This is a genomic window from Streptomyces sp. WZ-12, assembly GCF_028898845.1.
Taxonomy (GTDB): domain Bacteria; phylum Actinomycetota; class Actinomycetes; order Streptomycetales; family Streptomycetaceae; genus Streptomyces.
The window spans coordinates 3,220,322-3,237,464 of record NZ_CP118574.1; the positions used below are offsets into that span (position 1 = coordinate 3,220,322).

Consider the following 17,143-nt stretch of genomic DNA (forward strand, 5'->3'; position numbering starts at 1 on the left):
ATCAGGTCCCTTCCGTCGTCACTTGCCGGTGGCGGGGGTGTCCTCGCCGAGCAGCTTGCCGTCCGAGGTCTCGAACTGCCGCTTGAAGGCGTCGACCGCGTCCGAGATGGCACCGAGGGTGTCGTCGGACATCTTGCCGCCCTCGCGGATGCTGGTCAGCAGGTCCTTCTTCTCCCGGTGGAGGTGGGCGAGGAGCTCGCGCTCGAAGCGGCGGATGTCCGCGACCGGGACCTCGTCCATCTTGCCGTTGGTGCCGGCCCAGACGGAGATGACCTGGTCCTCGGTGGCCATCGGCGCGTACTGGTCCTGCTTGAGCAGCTCGGTCATGCGCTGACCGCGGCCAAGCTGGGCCTTGGAGGCCGCGTCCAGGTCGGAACCGAAGGCGGCGAACGCCTCCAGCTCGCGGTACTGGGCGAGGTCGACGCGGAGTCGACCGGAGACCTGCTTCATCGCCTTGTGCTGGGCCGAGCCACCGACGCGGGAGACCGAGATACCGACGTTGAGCGCCGGCCGCTGGTTGGCGTTGAACAGGTCCGACTCCAGGAAGCACTGGCCGTCGGTGATGGAGATGACGTTGGTCGGGATGAACGCCGAGACGTCGTTGGCCTTGGTCTCGACGATCGGCAGACCGGTCATCGAACCGGCGCCCATGTCGTCGGAGAGCTTGGCGCAGCGCTCCAGCAGACGCGAGTGCAGGTAGAAGACGTCACCCGGGTACGCCTCGCGGCCCGGCGGGCGGCGCAGCAGCAGGGACACGGCGCGGTAGGCGTCGGCCTGCTTCGAGAGGTCGTCGAAGATGATCAGGACGTGCTTGCCCTGGTACATCCAGTGCTGGCCGATGGCCGAACCGGTGTAGGGGGCCAGGTACTTGAAGCCCGCCGGGTCGGACGCCGGGGCGGCGACGATGGTGGTGTATTCGAGGGCACCGGCCTCTTCCAGCGCGCCGCGGACGGACGCGATGGTGGAGCCCTTCTGGCCGATGGCGACGTAGATGCAGCGGACCTGCTTCTTCGGGTCGCCGGAACGCCAGTTGTCGCGCTGGTTGATGATGGTGTCGACGGCCAGGGCGGTCTTGCCGGTCTGGCGGTCGCCGATGATCAGCTGACGCTGGCCACGGCCGATCGGCACCATCGAGTCGACGGCCTTGTAGCCGGTCTCCATCGGCTCGTGGACCGACTTGCGGACCATGACGCCGGGGGCCTGCAGCTCCAGGGCACGGCGGCCCTCGGTCTCGATCTCGCCGAGTCCGTCGATCGGGTTGCCCAGCGGGTCGACGACGCGGCCGAGGTAGCCCTCGCCCACGGCGACCGAGAGCACCTCACCGGTGCGCTGCACCGGCTGGCCCTGCTCGATGCCGCTGAACTCACCGAGGATGACCGCACCGATCTCGCGCTCTTCCAGGTTCAGCGCCAGACCGAGCGTGCCGTCCTCGAACTTCAGCAGTTCGTTCGCCATCGTCGAGGGCAGACCCTCGACGTGTGCGATGCCGTCGCCGGCATCGCTGACCGTCCCGACCTCTTCGCGCGAGGCCGCGTCCGGCTTGTACGCCTGGACGAAGTTCTCCAGTGCGTCCCGGATCTCCTCCGGCCGGATCGTGAGCTCCGCCATCTGGGTTCCCTGCTCTCCTTGTTGGGCCCGAAGTTACGTGCGGGTGTCCTGGGGGCGTCTCCCCCGGACCGTTTCCGCTTACGGCCCAACTCGGGGCCGCCGTCATGCTTGTGCTGTTCTCCGGGGCGTCGTCCGGACCGCGGCCGGACCTGTCGGTCCGGCGGGTCCGGTGTCTCGCCGCCGGGTGTGCAGCTCTTGAGTTGGTGGCTTACGTCAGCCGGCCATCCGCCGGGACGCCTCGTCGAGGCGCTCCGCGACGGTCCCGTTGATGACCTCGTCGCCGATCCGGACCTGGACGCCGCCGAGGACATCGGGGTCCACGTCGAGGTTCAGGTGGATCTGCCGGCCGTACAGCTCGGCCAGTGCGGCGCCGAGGCGCTGCCGCTGTCCGTCGCTGAGCGGCACCGCGGAGGTGACCACCGCGACCATGCGGTCCCGGCGGGCCGCCGCCAGCTTGGAGAGGGCGTCGAGCCCCGCCTCCAGGCTACGGCCCCGTGGCTGTGCGACAAGACGGATCACCAGCCGCTCGGTGACCGGGTTGGCCCGGCCGCCCAGCAGCGTGTGCAGCAGCTCCGTCTTGGCGGAGGCCGTGGCGCTCCGGTCCGTCAGCGCACGGCGGAGCTCGCCGCTCCCGGCGATGATCCGGCCGAACCGGAACAGCTCGTCCTCGACGTCGTCCAGGCGGCCGTCCCGCTGTGCCGCGACGAGGTCGGCGCTGAACGCCAGTTCCTCGATCGCGTCCGGCAGGTCACGCGAGCGCGACCAGCGGGAGCGGATCATGTCGGTCACCAGGTCGAGGGTGGCCTCGCCGACCTGGCCGCCGAGCAGCCGCCGGGCCAGCTCGGCCCGCGCCTCGCCGGGCTGCGCCGGGTCGGTGAGGACCCGACGCAACGACACCTCGCGGTCGAGCAGAGCGGTGACGGCAGCCAGCTCCTCGGCGAGCTTCGCGGCGTCGACGGAGGTGTTGTCCGTCAGCGCGTTGAACCGCTCGCGTGCGGAGGCGAGTGCCTCGCGGCTCGCTCCATTCATCGGCCGGCCTCAGCCTTCGTCGCGTCCGATGCCGACTTCTCCTCAAGCTCGTCGAGGAAGCGGTCGATGGTCCGGCTCTGTCGGGCGTGGTCCTCAAGGGACTCGCCGACGAGCTTGCCGGCCAGTTCGGTGGCGAGCTTGCCCACGTCCTGACGCAGCGCCTGGGCGGCCGTCTTGCGGTCTGCCTCGATCTGGGCGTGACCGGCGGCGATGATTTCCTCACGCTGCCGCTGGCCCTCGGCGCGCATCTCGGCGATGAGCGTCGCGCCCTGCTCCTGCGCCTCCTGGCGCAGGCGCGCGGCCTCGTGGCGGGCGTCGGCGAGCTGGGCCCGGTAGTCCGCGAGCACCTGCTGCGCCTCGGCCTGAGTCGCCTCGGCATCCTCGATCCGGCCCTCGATCTGCGCCCGGCGCTCGTCCAGAACCTTGTTGATGTTCGGGAGGAGCTTCTTGGCGAGGAAGCCGAAGACGATGAAGAAAGCGATCAGGCCGATGACCAGCTCTGGAATCGGCGGGACGAGGGGGTTCTCAGGAACCTCCGCCGCCAAGTTCAGGGCGTTCACATCAGTGCCTTCCGTCTGAATGGATAGTCGATGAGTTTCGTTTACTTGTAAACGAAGCCCATGACGATGCCGATCAGGGCGAGAGCCTCACAGAAGGCGAAACCCATGATCTGGTTGGTGCGGATCAGGCCGGCGGCCTCGGGCTGGCGGGCCAGGGCCTGGGTGCCGTTACCGAAGATGATGCCGACGCCGACGCCGGGGCCGATCGCGGCGAGACCGTAACCGATGGCGGCGACGTTGCCGACGACCGTGGTCTTGGCGGAGTCGCCGGCGGCGGCGAGGTGGTTGGCCATCTCGAGAGCAGCGGACATGCCGTTACTTCCTTCTCGTTTCACGGACCGGTGGGGGTTGGCCACCGGACAGCTGTTGGGGTGGGAGCCGGGGTGCTCAGTGGTGTTCGGCGAGCGCGCCCTGGACGTAGTTGCAGGCCAGAAGCACGAAGACGTACGCCTGAACGGCCTGGATGAACAGCTCGAAGGCCGTCATCAGGATGGTCATGATGAACGACGCGCCGGCGTACACGAAGCCGATCCCGTTGAGCAGGTACCAGCTCGCGACGGTGAACATCAGGATCAGCAGGTGACCCGCGAACATGTTCGCGAAGAGTCGGACCGCGTGGGTGAACGGCCGGATGATCAGGTTCGAGAAGAGCTCGATGACCATCAGCAGCGGGAGGACCCAGCCGAGCGACTTGTCGTAGCCGGAGAAGTTCTTGAAGGCGCCGACGAAGCCGTGCTTCTTGAAGGTCAGGAAGACCCAGAGGATGTAGACGATCGCCGCGAGGCCCGCGGGGAAGGCGATCACCGACGTCACCGGGAACTGGGCGACGGGGATGATCGACCAGATGTTCATGATCCACACGAAGAAGAACAGCGAGACCATGAAGGGGACGTACTTGTCGCCCTCCTTCTTCCCCAGCGCGTCGTAGACGAGCCCGCGACGCACGAAGTCATAGCCCGCCTCGCCGATCATCTGCAGCTTGCCGGGAACCACCTTGGCGCGGCCGAAGGCAGCCCAGAAGAACCACACCACGACGACCGTGCTGAGCAGGGCCAGCAACATCGGCTTGTTGAACTCGAAGCCACCGATGGTGAAGAGCGGCTCGAAGACGAAGTTATGAAGCCCGGGAGCATCAAAGCCGCACCCGGAAAAGATGTGGCAGTCGGTCTCGAAGGCGAGCATCGTTTCAGCACTCACCGCGAGCTCCTTCAGCGTGGCGCATGGGTACGGCAACCTCGTTGTGTCGGCGCGGCGTTGAACCACGGAGCGGCACTGGACTGGTGTTACGGATTAGGGGGCGGCTGGTCGGCACTAGGCCGGTCCGGATCACAGGCATCGGCCGCGAGAACTTCCCGTTCCTTCTCGGGGACCCCGGGAGCTCAGCCGCCTGCGCCAGCTGCGCCGCAGTTGGCACCGGACGATAGCAGGCCGGCACGAGGCCGTTTATCTCGGCCCTACGTGTCACGTCGGCGACCCCGCCGTCTTGGCCGTCTTGGCCTCCGCGGAGTCGGGATCCACGTACAGAATCTTCGCCTTCATGTGGCCGCGGGTCTGTGCCGCGATCCACACGAGGGTGGCAGCGAGCAGGGAGAACGCAAATGCCTTGGTATCGAAGAGAGTTGTGTCCTTGAAGGCGATGAGGAACACCGCCACGAACAGGATCTGCACCGTGTACAGCAGCAGCCCCATCATCTGGAACAGCTGCGGCAGCTTCTTGGCGGTCTGCTGCAGGACGACGAGCCCGGCCCCCATCACCAGGATGACCAGCAGGGCGCCGAAGGCGGCGCCGAGCGCACCCGCGGCGCCCGCGACCACACCGCTCACGGCAACGGCGATGGCGCCGGCGGCAACGGTGGGTACGGCGGCGTGGAGAAGTAGTCGGGCGTCATTCGACTGCATGGTGGCGCTCCGGCATGGGATGGGGGTGGTGTCGTCAGGGACGAGCGTAGACCCGGCCGGCGGAAGGTCCTTCAGGCCAATGGACCGTCGCACTACGGCCCTTCGGCTCTATCGCCGGGTTTCGTGAACGGTATCACAAACTATTTGATGAGGTCTTTACCTGGTTCGTGTGGATCCTGTCACACCTGAGAGTGACTCTGCACATCAGTGCACTGACGAACCATCATCTGTCTGGTATGGGGTCAACCGTCCCGATTCCTGACGCACATTCGGGCGACGACGAGGGGCCTCAGCGGTGACTCCCCGCCTTGCGGCGGTCCACGAAACGTGACCGGTCGCCGATCGCCGTGGCGCCGTGGATCCCGGGCGGAACCGTCGACCGACGCTCCTCCCCCGGCTCGTCCACGGCCGCGCCCCCGGCCGGGTCGTCCACGGCCAGCGCCGCGCGGACGACCCGGCGGTAGCGCGGCGGGACCAGCCGCTCGGCCCAGATCGGGGCCCGCGGGGTGAAGCGCGGCAGCAGGAGCAGCACCAGGCCGACCGTGCTGAGCAGCACGATGCCCAGGACGATCCACATGCTGGCGTCGTTGGCGGAGTACGCCACCGCGCCGAACGCGATCAGCGCGGACCAGAAGTACATGATCAGCACCGCGCGGCTGTGCGAGTGGCCGATCTCCAGCAGGCGGTGGTGCAGGTGCCCGCGGTCCGCGGCGAACGGTGACTGGCCCTTCCAGGTCCGTCGAACAATGGCCAGAATCAGATCCGCGACCGGCACCGCGATGATCGTCAGCGGCAGCAGCAGCGGGATGTAGACCGGCACCATCGCGTGGGTCGCCTCGCGCAGACCGCCCGCCTTCTGGTTGAGCAGGTCCGGGTCGACCTGGCCGGTCAGCGAGACCGCGCCGGCCGCCATCACCAGGCCGATCAGCATCGAGCCGGAGTCGCCCATGAAGATCCGGGCCGGGTGCATGTTGTGCGGCAGGAAGCCCAGGCACATGCCCATCAAGACGACCGAGAACAGGGTGGCCGGCGCCGCCGCCTCGATGCCGTAACCGAACCAGAGCCGGTAGGTGTACATGAAGAACGCGGCCGCGGCGACGCAGACCATGCCGGACGCCAGACCGTCCAGGCCGTCCACGAAGTTCACCGCGTTGATGGTGATGACCACCAGCGCGACGGTCAGCAGGGTGCCCTGCATCGGCGTCAGCGAGACCGTGCCGATGCCGGGGACCGGGAGGTACAGGATCGTCAACCCCTGAAGGACCATCACACCCGCGGCGATCATCTGGCCGCCCAGCTTGACCAGGGCGTCCACGCCCCACTTGTCGTCCAGCACGCCGAGGATCCAGATCAGCGCGGCGCCCGACAGCAGGGCCCGCGGCTCGTTGGTCTCGAAGACGCTCTTGAGGTTGGTCAGGTGCGCGGCCACCAGCAGCCCCGCGCACAACCCGCCGAACATCGCGATCCCGCCCAGTCGCGGGGTCGGCTCGCGGTGTACGTCCCGCGCACGGATCTCCGGCACCGCACCGGCCGCGATCGCGAACTTCCGCACCGGACCGGTCAGCAGGTAGGTCACCGCGGCAGTGACGCACAGCGTCAGCAGGTATTCACGCACGGGCTGCCCCATAGAGATAGCTGGCCATCACAGCCCCACACCTTATGCGTGTCCGGCCAGTGGCCGTGAATACGGGCGCATACCGGAGAAGACGCCGGGCGCCGCGCGGACGGTTCCGGAGCCGCCGGCGCTCAGTCCTGATCCGGATACGGCGGGAACCGGCCGACCAGCCCGGCGACCGCGGCGCGCACCGCGCCGTCCTCCCGCAGCGCCGCCCCGATCAGCTCCGCGACCCGGTGCATCTCGGCCTCGCCCATCCCCTGCGTCGTCACCGCCGCGGTGCCCAGCCGGATCCCGGTCGGGCAGGTCCCGGACCCCGCGGGCGGCTGGGCGCCGGGCAGCGCGCAGGTGTCCAACACGATGCCGGCGGCCGCCAGCCGGCCGCGGGCGGTGCGCGCGTCCAGGCCCAGCGGCGCGGTGTCCGCGGTGATCAGGTGGGTGTCGGTGCCGCCGGTGGTGACCGTCAGGCCCTGCGCGGCCAGCCCGCCGGACAGCGCCCGGGCATTGCCGACGACCTGGCGGGCGTAGCCCCGGAACGCGGGCGTCGCGGCCTCCGCGAACGCCACGGCCTTGGCGGCGACCGCGTTCATCTGCGCGCCGCCCTGGGTGAACGGGAACACCGCGCGGTCGATCCGCTCGGCCAGCCGCGCCCGGCACAGGATCATCCCGCCGCGCGGCCCGCGCAGCACCTTGTGGGTGGTCGCGCACACCACGTCCGCGTAGGGCACCGGGCTGGGCGCCGCCCGGCCGGCGATCAACCCCATCGGGTGTGCCACGTCGGCGATCAGATACGCGCCGATCTCGTCGGCGATGTCGCGGAAGGCGGCGTAGTCGATGTGGCGCGGATAGGCGATCGAGCCGCACACCAGGGCCTTGGGGCGGCGCTCGCGGGCCAGTGCGCGGATCGCGTCGTAGTCGAGCAGGCCGGTCGCCGGGTCGACGCCGTAGCCGGCGAAGTCGAACCACCGGCCGGAGAAGTTGGCCGGCGAGCCGTGGGTGAGGTGGCCGCCGTGCCGCAGGGACATCGCCAGGACGGTGTCGCCGGGGCGCAGCAGCGCGGCGTAGGCGGCGAGCACGGCCGAAGAGCCCGAGTGGGACTGGACGTTGGCGTGTTCGGCGCCGAAGAGGGCCGTGGCGCGCTCCACCGCGATCCGCTCGGCGAGGTCGACGATCTCGCAGCCGCTGTGGTGCCGGGCGCCCGGATAGCCCTCGGCGTACTTGTTGCCCAGCGGGGAGCCGAGGGCGGCCAGGACGGCGGGCGAGACGAAGTTCTCGGCGGCGATGAGTTGGAGCCCGTCGCTCTGCCGGCCGCTCTCCGCCAGCAGGACGCCGGCGATCTCCGGGTCCTGGCGCAGCAGCGCGGCGAAGTCGGGAGAGCCGGGCGGCCTGGTGACCTGGTCGTGGGCGGCGGCCCGGGCCCGCTGCTCGACGGCCTCGGCCGCGATGGCGGTCCGGGGGTCGCCGGCCGGGGACGTGCGGCGGGATGACGCGGTGGTGGCGGGCATCGCTGGCTCCGGGCCTCGTACGGGACCAGGGCACGTCGCACGTGCCCCGGGGCCCGTCCGGCCCTGACCGCCCGGCAGGCCCAATCCCAATGTAGGCGCGGCTCAGGCATCGGGCGCGGCGTGCCGAGCGATCGGGTCCCGGGGCCGGCCACGGGCCGCAGAGGGGCCGTCAGGGCCGTTCCCGGGGTGCCTGGGACGCGAGGGTGCGCGGGCGCGCTACGCCGGCGCCGGGACTCCGGTGAGGGCGGTGACGACCGGGTCGAGCGCGCTGTTGATCTCGTCGCCGATGGAGCGGAAGAACGTGATCGGCGCCCCGTAGGGGTCGTGGACCTCGTCGGACTCCGGGTTGGGCGCCAGCAGCCAGCCGCGCAGCGCGGCGGCCGCGCCGACCAGCGCGCGGGCCCGCTCGACCAGCCCGCCGTCGGGCAGCCCCGGGTCGGGCGCCGGCAACGTGGCCGGATCTATGGCGCGAACCAGCCGGTTGAACTCCTTCAGCGTGAAGGTGCGCAGCCCCGCGGAGTGCCCCATGGAGATGACCTGCGCGCGGTGGTCACGGGTGGCGGTGAGCACCAGGTCGGCCCGGATGACGTGCTCGTCGAGCAGCTCCCGGCCGATGAAGCCGGCCGGGTCCGCGCCGTAGTCGGCGAGCACCGTCGCGGCGTGCGTCTCCATCGGGGCGCCCTCATGGCCCCAGGTACCGGCGCTCTCCACGAGCAGCCCGCAGCCGCGGACGGCCTGTGACGAGCCGAGCCGCTCCTGGAGGGCGTGCCGGTGCAGCCGCTCGGTGATCGGCGAGCGGCAGACGTTGCCGGTGCTGACGTGGAGGATCCGGAAGCAGTGCGGGTCCTCCACCGGGACGGAGAAGGTGTCGGCGCCTCGTCCCGCTATGCCCCGTCCCTGCGGCGGCGGCATCAATGCGCCACCTCAAGCTCGGGTACGACCTTGCGCAGCTCCTCGACGCTGATGGCGCCCTCGCGCAGCAGCACCGGCACCTTGCCGGTGACGTCCACGATCGAGGACGGCACGGCGGCGGGCGTCGGGCCGGCGTCGAGGTAGACCGAGACCGAGTCGCCGAGCATCTCCTGCGCGGCGTCGCAGTCCTGCGGAGAGGGGTGGCCGGTGAGGTTGGCGCTGGAGACCGCCATCGGGCCGAACTCGGTGAGCAGCTCGATGGCGACCGGGTGCAGCGGCATCCGCACCGCGACCGTGCCGCGGGTCTCGCCCAAGTCCCAGGTCAGCGACGGCTGATGGCTGGCGACGAGGGTCAACGCCCCCGGCCAGAACGCGTCGACCAGCTCCCACGCCTGCTCGGAGAACTCGGTGACCAGGCCGTGCAGGGTGTTGGGGGACCCGACCAGGACCGGGGACGGCATCCCCCGGCCACGGCCCTTGGCCTCCAGCAGGTCGCCGACGGCCTCCGGGCTGAAGGCGTCCGCGCCGATGCCGTAGACGGTGTCGGTCGGCAGCACGACCAGCTCGCCGCGCCGCACGGCCGAGGCTGCCTCACGCAGGCCGGTCGCGCGGTCGGTCGCGTCGCTGCAGTCGTATCGCCGTGCCATTAGCGGTCCTCCTCGTGCGGAACGAATACTTCGGATGCCTCGCCTGCGTCGGGCGCCTGGGCGGGGCGGCTCATGGCGTCGCCCGGCGCGCGGTGGCGAAGCGGGGCCGGTTGTTGAGGTCGGGGTGGTCGGCCGCGTCCGCCCAGCCCAGCTCCTCGTTGAAGATCCACGGCACCTGCCCGCCCTGGGTGTCGGCGTGCTCGACGACGACCACGCCGCCGGGCCTCAGCAGACGGTGCGCGGTCCGCTCGATGCCCCGGATGGTGTCCAGGCCGTCCTCGCCGGAGAACAGCGCCAGCTCCGGGTCGTGGTCGCGGGCCTCGGGGGCGACGTACTCCCACTCGGTGAGCGGGATGTACGGCGGATTGGAGATCACCAGGTCGACCTGCCCGTCCAGTTCGGGGAGCGCGGTGAGCGCATCGCCGTGGTGGAGAACGACGCGGGACCCCTCGACGTTCTTGCGGGCGAAGCCCAGGGCCTCGTCGGAGAGTTCCACGGCGTGCACCCGCGAGCGCGGCACCTCCTGCGCCAGGGCGAGGGCGATCGCCCCCGAGCCGGTGCAGAGGTCGACGATCAGCGGCTCGACGACGTCCATGGCGCGCACCGCGTCTATCGCCCACCCGACCACCGACTCGGTCTCCGGGCGGGGCACGAACACCCCCGGCCCGACGGCCAGTTCGAGGTAGCGGAAGAACGCCCGGCCGGTGATGTGCTGGAGGGGTTCGCGCGCCTCGCGACGGGCGACGGCCTCCCAGTAGCGGGCGTCGAAGTCCGCGTCGGGGACCGTGTGCAACTGGCTGCGCTTGACGCCGTGCACATGCGCGGCCAACTCCTCCGCGTCGAAGCGCGGGGAGGGCACGCCGGCGTCGGCCAGCCGCTGGGTGGCCTGGGCCACCTCCGCGAGCAGCAGGTTCACTGGTCCTCCAGCCGATCGGTCCTCAAAGGTCTTGCGGTCTTACTGGGCGGCGGCCAGCTTGGCCGCCGCATCGGCGTCGACGCACGCCTGGATGACCGGGTCCAGCTCGCCGTCGAGCACCTGGTCCAGGTTGTACGCCTTGAAGCCCACCCGGTGGTCCGAGATGCGGTTCTCCGGGAAGTTGTACGTGCGGATGCGCTCCGAGCGGTCCACGGTGCGCACCTGGCTGCGCCGGGCGTCCGACGCCTCCTTCTCGGCCTCCTCCTGGGCCGCGGCCAGCAGCCGCGAGCGGAGGATGCGCATCGCCTGCTCCTTGTTCTGGAGCTGGCTCTTCTCGTTCTGGCAGGAGACCACGATGCCGGTGGGCAGGTGGGTGATCCGGACCGCGGAGTCGGTGGTGTTGACGGACTGGCCGCCGGGCCCCGAGGAGCGGTAGACGTCGATCCGCAGGTCGTTGGCCACGACCTCGACCTCGACCTCCTCGGCCTCCGGCGTGACCAGCACACCGGCCGCGGAGGTGTGGATCCGGCCCTGCGACTCGGTCGCGGGCACCCGCTGGACGCGGTGCACCCCGCCCTCGTACTTCAGCCGCGCCCAGACGCCCTGGCCGGGCTCGGTGGCCCCGCCGCCGCCCTTGGTCTTCACCGCGACCTGGACGTCCTTGTAGCCACCGAGGTCGGACTCGTTGGCGTCGAGGATCTCGGTCTTCCAGCCGACCCGCTCCGCGTACCGCAGGTACATCCGCAGCAGGTCGCCGGCGAACAGCGCGGACTCCTCGCCGCCCTCGCCGGCCTTGACCTCCAGGATGACGTCCTTGTCGTCGCTGGGGTCGCGCGGGACGAGCAGCAGCCGCAGCTTCTCGGTGAGCTCCTCGCGGGCGGCTTCGAGATCCTTGACCTCACTCGCGAAGTCCGGGTCGTCGGCGGCCAGTTCGCGGGCCGTGCCGATGTCGTCGCCGGTCTGCTTCCACGCGCGGTACGTGGCGATGATCGGGGTCAGTTCCGCATAGCGCTTGTTGAGCCGCATGGCCTCGCGCTGGTCCGCGTGGACCGCGGGGTCGGCCAGCCGCTTTTCGAGGTCGGCGTGCTCGCCGACCAGTTCCTCGACCGCCTCGAACATCGTGTGTTCCTCTGCTGACTGCTGGTGTGGCTTCCCGGGGCGCTGCGCCCCGTTGCCGCGGTGCGGCGGGCCGGCCCTCAGCCGGGGGGGCAGAGGGTACGGACGACAAAGACGCCGGTCCGGTCCCCCTTGTCCAGGGGCGACCGGAGGCCGGCGCCTTGCGGGTCGCTACTTCTTGGCGGCCTGGGCGGACTTGCCGAAGCGGGCCTCGAAGCGGGCCACGCGGCCGCCCGTGTCCATGATCTTCTGCTTGCCCGTGTAGAACGGGTGGCACTCGGAGCAGATGTCGGCGCGGATGGTGCCGCCGGCAACGGTGCTACGGGTGGTGAACGACGCGCCACAGGTGCAGCTGACCTGGGTCTCGACGTACTCCGGGTGGATGTCGCGCTTCAAGGGATTCTCCTAGGTTCGGGAGTGGCACCGGGTCGTGGCACGGATTGCGTCACGTGAACCGGGGCCGACGGTCCAGTTTGCCAGCACTGGCCGTATCTCCCAAAACCGGGGTACGACCTCCGCTATTCCCGGGCGGGCGCGGCGCCGGCGGCGGCTACTTGACGTAGCGGGACGTGCCGCCCTTGTCACCCGCCGAGCCCTTGAGCGCGGCCTTGGGGATGTCCTGGTCGTTGCGGAGCGCGTCCCACACCTGCCGGCTCTTGGCGGTGAGCGGCAGCACGCGGTCGGGGTCGACCGGGTCGTAGGTCACCGGGAGCGTCACCATGTCGATGTCGTCGGTGGAGATGCCGCCGAGTTCCTTGGCAAGACCAGTCAGTGCGGTGACCGAGTTGAGGTCGGTGTCGGTGGTGATGGCCTTGGTGGCGGTGTCGGCGATGTCGTAGAGCTTGGCGGGGTTGGAGAGCACGCCGATGCTGCGCACCTGCTTCAACAGGGCCTTGATGAAGGTCTGTTGGAGCTGGATGCGGCCCAGGTCGCTGCCGTCGCCGCCGGGGACGCCGTGCCGGGTGCGGACCAGGCCGAGGGCGTCCTCGCCGCCCAGGGTGTGGGTGCCGGGCGCCAGGTGCAGATGGCTGTACTTGTCGTCGATCGGCTTGGTGGTGGTGATCGGCACCCCGCCGAGCGCGTCGATGAGCTTCTTGAAGCCGGTGAAGTCGACCTCGACGAAGTGGTCCATACGGATGCCGCTCATCGACTCGACGGTCTTGACGGCGCAGGCGGGGCCGCCGACCTCGAAGGCGGTGTTGAACATGGCGCGCTGCTGCCCGGGGACGGTCCTGCCGTCCTTGGTGCAGTCGGGCCGGGTGACCAGGGTGTCGCGCGGGATGCTGACGACGCTGGCCTTCTTGTGGCCCTTGAAGACGTGCAGGACCATCGCGGTGTCCGAGCGCGCCCCGCCCTCGTCCTTGCCGTAGGAGGCGTTGGCGCCGGAGCGGGAGTCGGAGCCCATGACGAGGATGTCCATCGAGCCGTTGTCGATGTTCTTGGGCCGGTCGCGGCCGAGGGCGGCGTTGATGTCGACGCCCGTGAGGTTGCCGTTGAACTTGAAGTAGAGGTAGCCGGCCCCGGCGCCGCCGAGCAGCACCACGCCGACCAGTGCGCACAGGGTGCGGGTGAGGATCCGGTGCCGCCGGCTGGGGGCCTTGCGCCGCCGTCCGGTGCCACGTATGGAGCGTCCTCCGCTTCCGGCGGTTCGCCCGGTCCCGTCGCTCTGCGCCATCTGTTCTCAGTCCTTCGTCGGTCGACTGCGCCTCGCCGTCTCCCTGCCGTAAGCGGTGGATTGCCTAGTCAGACGGGGGGCCGACCGGAAGGGTTGCACAGCCCAATATGAGCGTTTTCTTAGAAGGACCAGCCGTCGCTCGCCGACGCGGAGCCCGCGGCACGGCCCTCACCAGGGGTTTCGCGGCGCGGCACAGTCCGGCGTAAACGCCGCAGGCGCCGTCGATCTGTGCGAAAGGTCTCAAGCGGGTCACGGCCCCGCGCGGCGCGGGTCACACCGGAATGAACCGGGCCCCCTCACCCGCGAAGGGGTGAGGGGGCCCGGTGGAAGTGCGGCGCGGCCGCGGGCGTCAGTCGTTGCCGTTGCCCGTGGTCGGCGTCGTCTTCTGGATCTGCAGCAGGAACTCCGCGTTGGACTTGGTCTGCTTCATCTTGTCCAGCAGCAGCTCGATGGCCTGCTGCTGGTCCAGCGCGTGCAGCACCCGACGCAGCTTCCAGACGATGGCCAGCTCGTCGCTGCCCATCAGGATCTCTTCCTTACGGGTGCTGGACGCGTCCACGTCCACCGCCGGGAAGATGCGCTTGTCGGAGAGCTTGCGGTCGAGCTTGAGCTCCAGGTTGCCGGTGCCCTTGAACTCCTCGAAGATCACCTCGTCCATCCGCGAGCCGGTCTCGACCAGCGCGGTGGCCAGGATGGTCAGCGAGCCGCCGTCCTCGATGTTGCGCGCGGCACCGAAGAAGCGCTTCGGCGGGTAGAGCGCGGTCGAGTCGACACCACCGGAGAGGATGCGGCCGGAGGCGGGCGCCGCGAGGTTGTACGCGCGGCCCAGGCGGGTGATGGAGTCCAGCAGCACGACCACGTCGTGGCCGAGCTCGACCAGGCGCTTGGCGCGCTCGATGGCGAGTTCGGCGACGGTGGTGTGATCCTCGGCCGGGCGGTCGAAGGTCGAGGAGATGACCTCGCCCTTGACCGACCGCTGCATGTCGGTGACCTCTTCCGGACGCTCGTCGACGAGGACGACCATCAGGTGGCACTCGGGGTTGTTGCGGGTGATCGAGTTGGCGATCGCCTGCATGATCATGGTCTTGCCGGTCTTCGGCGGCGCCACGATCAGACCGCGCTGGCCCTTGCCGATCGGCGTGACGAGATCGATGATCCGGGTCGTCAGGCCGCCCGACTCGCCCTCCAGGCGCAGCCGCTCCTGCGGGTAAAGGGGCGTCAGCTTCCCGAACTCCGCCCGCTGGCGGCCCTGTTCGGGCGCCATGCTGTTGACGCTGTCCAGCCGCACCAGGGCGTTGAACTTCTCGCGCCGCTCGCCGTCCTTGGGCTGCCGGACCGCGCCGGTGACGTGGTCACCCTTGCGCAGGCCGTTCTTGCGGACCTGGGCGAGCGAGACGTAGACGTCGTTCGGGCCGGGCAGGTAGCCGGAGGTCCGGATGAACGCGTAGTTGTCGAGGATGTCGAGGATGCCCGCGACGGGGATCAGCACGTCGTCCTCGGCCAACTGCGGCTCGCCTGCGAAGTCCTCGCGGCCACGACGCCCGCGGCGGTCGCGGTAACGGCCGCGCCGACCGCGCCGACCACCCTCGAAGTCCTCGTCGTCGCCGCCGTCCCGACGGTCCCGCTGACGGTTGCCGCCCTGGCCGCCGCTGTCGCCCGCGTCGCCCTTGCGACGGTCGCGGTCGCGGTCCCGGTCACGGTCCCGACGACCCCGCTCGCCCTTCGGGCCGCGGTCCCCGCGGTCCTGGCGGTCGGTGCCCTTGGCGGACCGGCCCTCGCCGGCCTCCTGCGCGGCGGTGTCGGTCTTGGCCTCGGCCTTGACCGCGGTGGCGGACTCGGCCTTGGCGTCGGTGCCGTCCGGGCTGCCCGCGGGGGCGGTGGCCCGGCGCCGGCGGCGCTCACCGGTCGGCGCCTCCTCGGCGGCGGCGCCGCCCTGCGGGGAGGGCTGGCCGGGGATGTCGATCTGCTGCTGGGTCCCGGCCTTCTCCGTCGACTTGGTCGACTTGGCGGCCTTCTCGGCCTTGGCGGGCTCGGCGCTCTCCTCACCGGTGCGGGCCTTGGAAGTGGCCCGGCGCTTGGGCTTGGTCTCGGCGTCGGCGGCGGGCGCGTCGGCCTTGGTTGCGGCCCCGGAGCCGGCGGCCTGCCGCTCCTTGATGACCTCGATCAGCTGGCTCTTGCGCATCCGCGCGGTGCCCTTGATACCGAGGCCCGAGGCAATCTGCTGCAACTCTGCCAGGACCATGCCCTCAAGGCCGGTGCCGGAACGGCGGCGCCGCGTGGTGGCAGGCGCGGCGGGAGCGTCCGTGGCGGGCGTGGCGGCACTGCCGTCGGTGCGCGCGCCCATCAGATCGGTGGTGTCGCTCACGAAGGGTCCTTCCCTGGAGCGGGCGTCGGCCTGTCTGGCTCGGCGACCGGTTGTGCTGTCCGGCCGGTTCCTTGGTCTAACGGACCGGGCCGGGGCGGTGGTCCCGCCTGATTCGGCGGAGAAATCAATTCATGGCTCCGGCGTGAAGATCTGGGATGTGACTTATGTCGTCACGCCGATTCCGGAGCGTGCTCACGTCTGCTCAGGACAAGGGTTCCAAGCAGTTTGGGAGGCTCCCGGAAGAAATGGTCCCGATGGGGGACACGAAGCACCGCGCCACACTGGCGTCGAGTACTGACTTGAGGTTAACACTACCGGATCCAACAAACATTCCCCCTCTCCAAGACCGGCGATCGTCGATCACTCGGTGTGATCACCCGGCGAGCGGCAGCACGCAGGTGCCCGCCACGTCGAGGGTCAGCCGGTTGGCCGCCCACCCCTCTCCCGCCAGCGCCGCGACCTTGTCGGCCGCCGCTTCTTCGACCAGTGCGAGGACCGTCGGGCCCGCACCGGAGATGACTGCGGGGACGCCGTCCGCGCGCAGTCGGTTCACCAGGCCCATGCTCTCCGGCATCGCGGGGGCACGGTAGTCCTGGTGAAGTCGGTCCTCGGTCGCGGCGAGCAGCAGCTCGGGGCGCCTGGTCAGGGCCTCGACGAGCAGTGCGGCACGACCGGCGTTGGCCGCGGCGTCCACGTGCGGGACGGTGCGCGGCAGCAGTCCGCGGGCGGTCTCGGTGAGCACCGGCTTCCCGGGCACGAAGACCACCGGAACGATGGAATCGGCCGGATCCATGCGGATCGCCCGCGCGGTGCCGGTGTCCGTCCAGGCCAGCGTGAACCCGCCGAGCAGACAGGCCGCGACGTTGTCGGGGTGGCCCTCGATCTCGTTGGCGAGCTCCAACAGCGCGGCGTCGTCCAGCTTCTGCTCGCCGCCTATGGTCACCGCGCGGGCCGCGACGATGCCGGCGCAGATGGCGGCCGAGGAGGAGCCGAGGCCCCGGCCGTGCGGAATGCGGTTGGCGCAGACGATCTCCAGGCCGCGCGGCTGCCCGCCGAGCAGGTCGAAGGCGGTACGCATGGCCCGTACGAGCAGATGGCTTTCGTCGCGCGGCAGCGACTGCGCACCCTCGCCGGCGATGTCGACGTGCAGACCGGAGTCGGCGACCCGGACGACGACGTCGTCGTACAGCCCCAGGGAAAGTCCCAGGGCATCGAAGCCGGGGCCGAGATTGGCGCTGGTAGCGGGGGTGCGCACCCGGACGGCGGCGGCGCGGAACGCGGGACCGGCCATCGCTC

At 70.4% G+C, this 17,143-nt stretch carries 16 protein-coding genes; all 16 read right to left on the reverse strand.

Annotated elements, in window-relative coordinates; genetic code table 11:
• Nucleotides 1-18: 18 nt before the first annotated feature.
• A complete protein-coding gene (atpA, locus tag PV796_RS13405) occupies nt 19-1,608 on the reverse strand; it encodes a F0F1 ATP synthase subunit alpha (RefSeq protein ID WP_274913257.1) in 1,590 nt (529 codons plus the stop codon).
• Nucleotides 1,609-1,821: 213 nt separating this feature from the next.
• The gene (locus PV796_RS13410; RefSeq protein WP_274913258.1) at nt 1,822-2,637 is read right to left on the reverse strand and encodes a F0F1 ATP synthase subunit delta; all 816 of its coding nucleotides are present in this window, start codon (nt 2,635-2,637) and stop codon (nt 1,822-1,824) included.
• Nucleotides 2,634-3,197 (reverse strand): F0F1 ATP synthase subunit B, encoded by a 564-nt coding sequence (locus PV796_RS13415; protein ID WP_274913259.1) that lies wholly within the window; start codon nt 3,195-3,197, stop codon nt 2,634-2,636. The genes PV796_RS13410 and PV796_RS13415 overlap by 4 nt, the downstream gene beginning before the upstream one ends.
• 41 nt (nt 3,198-3,238) lie before the next feature.
• A complete protein-coding gene (gene atpE, locus PV796_RS13420; RefSeq protein WP_274913260.1) occupies nt 3,239-3,508 on the reverse strand; it encodes an ATP synthase F0 subunit C in 270 nt (89 codons plus the stop codon).
• Nucleotides 3,509-3,584: 76 nt separating this feature from the next.
• Nucleotides 3,585-4,379 (reverse strand): F0F1 ATP synthase subunit A, encoded by a 795-nt coding sequence (gene atpB / locus PV796_RS13425; RefSeq protein ID WP_274919004.1) that lies wholly within the window; start codon nt 4,377-4,379, stop codon nt 3,585-3,587.
• Nucleotides 4,380-4,658: 279 nt separating this feature from the next.
• On the reverse strand, nt 4,659-5,096 hold the full coding sequence (locus PV796_RS13430) for a hypothetical protein (RefSeq protein WP_274913262.1): 438 nt from the start codon (nt 5,094-5,096) through the stop codon (nt 4,659-4,661).
• A gap of 289 nt (nt 5,097-5,385) precedes the next feature.
• The gene (locus tag PV796_RS13435) at nt 5,386-6,723 is read right to left on the reverse strand and encodes an MraY family glycosyltransferase (RefSeq protein WP_274913263.1); all 1,338 of its coding nucleotides are present in this window, start codon (nt 6,721-6,723) and stop codon (nt 5,386-5,388) included.
• Between the two features lie 119 nt (nt 6,724-6,842).
• The gene (locus PV796_RS13440) at nt 6,843-8,216 is read right to left on the reverse strand and encodes a serine hydroxymethyltransferase (RefSeq protein WP_274913265.1); all 1,374 of its coding nucleotides are present in this window, start codon (nt 8,214-8,216) and stop codon (nt 6,843-6,845) included.
• Nucleotides 8,217-8,432: 216 nt separating this feature from the next.
• Nucleotides 8,433-9,128 carry an arsenate reductase/protein-tyrosine-phosphatase family protein gene (locus PV796_RS13445; protein ID WP_274913267.1) on the reverse strand — a complete coding sequence of 232 codons (696 nt, stop codon included), beginning with the start codon at nt 9,126-9,128 and terminating at the stop codon, nt 8,433-8,435.
• A complete protein-coding gene (locus PV796_RS13450) occupies nt 9,128-9,775 on the reverse strand; it encodes an L-threonylcarbamoyladenylate synthase (protein WP_274913268.1) in 648 nt (215 codons plus the stop codon). Before PV796_RS13450 ends, PV796_RS13445 begins: the two co-directional genes overlap by 1 nt.
• 70 nt (nt 9,776-9,845) lie before the next feature.
• Nucleotides 9,846-10,691 (reverse strand): peptide chain release factor N(5)-glutamine methyltransferase, encoded by an 846-nt coding sequence (prmC, locus tag PV796_RS13455; protein ID WP_274913269.1) that lies wholly within the window; start codon nt 10,689-10,691, stop codon nt 9,846-9,848.
• Between the two features lie 39 nt (nt 10,692-10,730).
• A complete protein-coding gene (gene prfA / locus PV796_RS13460) occupies nt 10,731-11,810 on the reverse strand; it encodes a peptide chain release factor 1 (RefSeq protein ID WP_274913270.1) in 1,080 nt (359 codons plus the stop codon).
• 168 nt (nt 11,811-11,978) lie between these two features.
• Nucleotides 11,979-12,203, reverse strand: coding sequence for a 50S ribosomal protein L31 (gene rpmE, locus PV796_RS13465; protein ID WP_016570915.1), 225 nt, complete (start codon nt 12,201-12,203; stop codon nt 11,979-11,981).
• Between the two features lie 154 nt (nt 12,204-12,357).
• Nucleotides 12,358-13,482: an LCP family protein gene (locus PV796_RS13470; protein WP_274913272.1), complete on the reverse strand. Its 1,125-nt coding sequence runs from the start codon at nt 13,480-13,482 to the stop codon at nt 12,358-12,360.
• A 349-nt stretch (nt 13,483-13,831) separates the two neighbouring features.
• Nucleotides 13,832-15,847 carry a transcription termination factor Rho gene (gene rho, locus PV796_RS13475; protein WP_274913273.1) on the reverse strand — a complete coding sequence of 672 codons (2,016 nt, stop codon included), beginning with the start codon at nt 15,845-15,847 and terminating at the stop codon, nt 13,832-13,834.
• Nucleotides 15,848-16,220: 373 nt separating this feature from the next.
• Complete coding sequence (gene thrB / locus PV796_RS13480) at nt 16,221-17,138, reverse strand: homoserine kinase (protein ID WP_274913275.1); 918 nt, start codon at nt 17,136-17,138, stop codon at nt 16,221-16,223.
• Nucleotides 17,139-17,143: the final 5 nt, after the last annotated feature.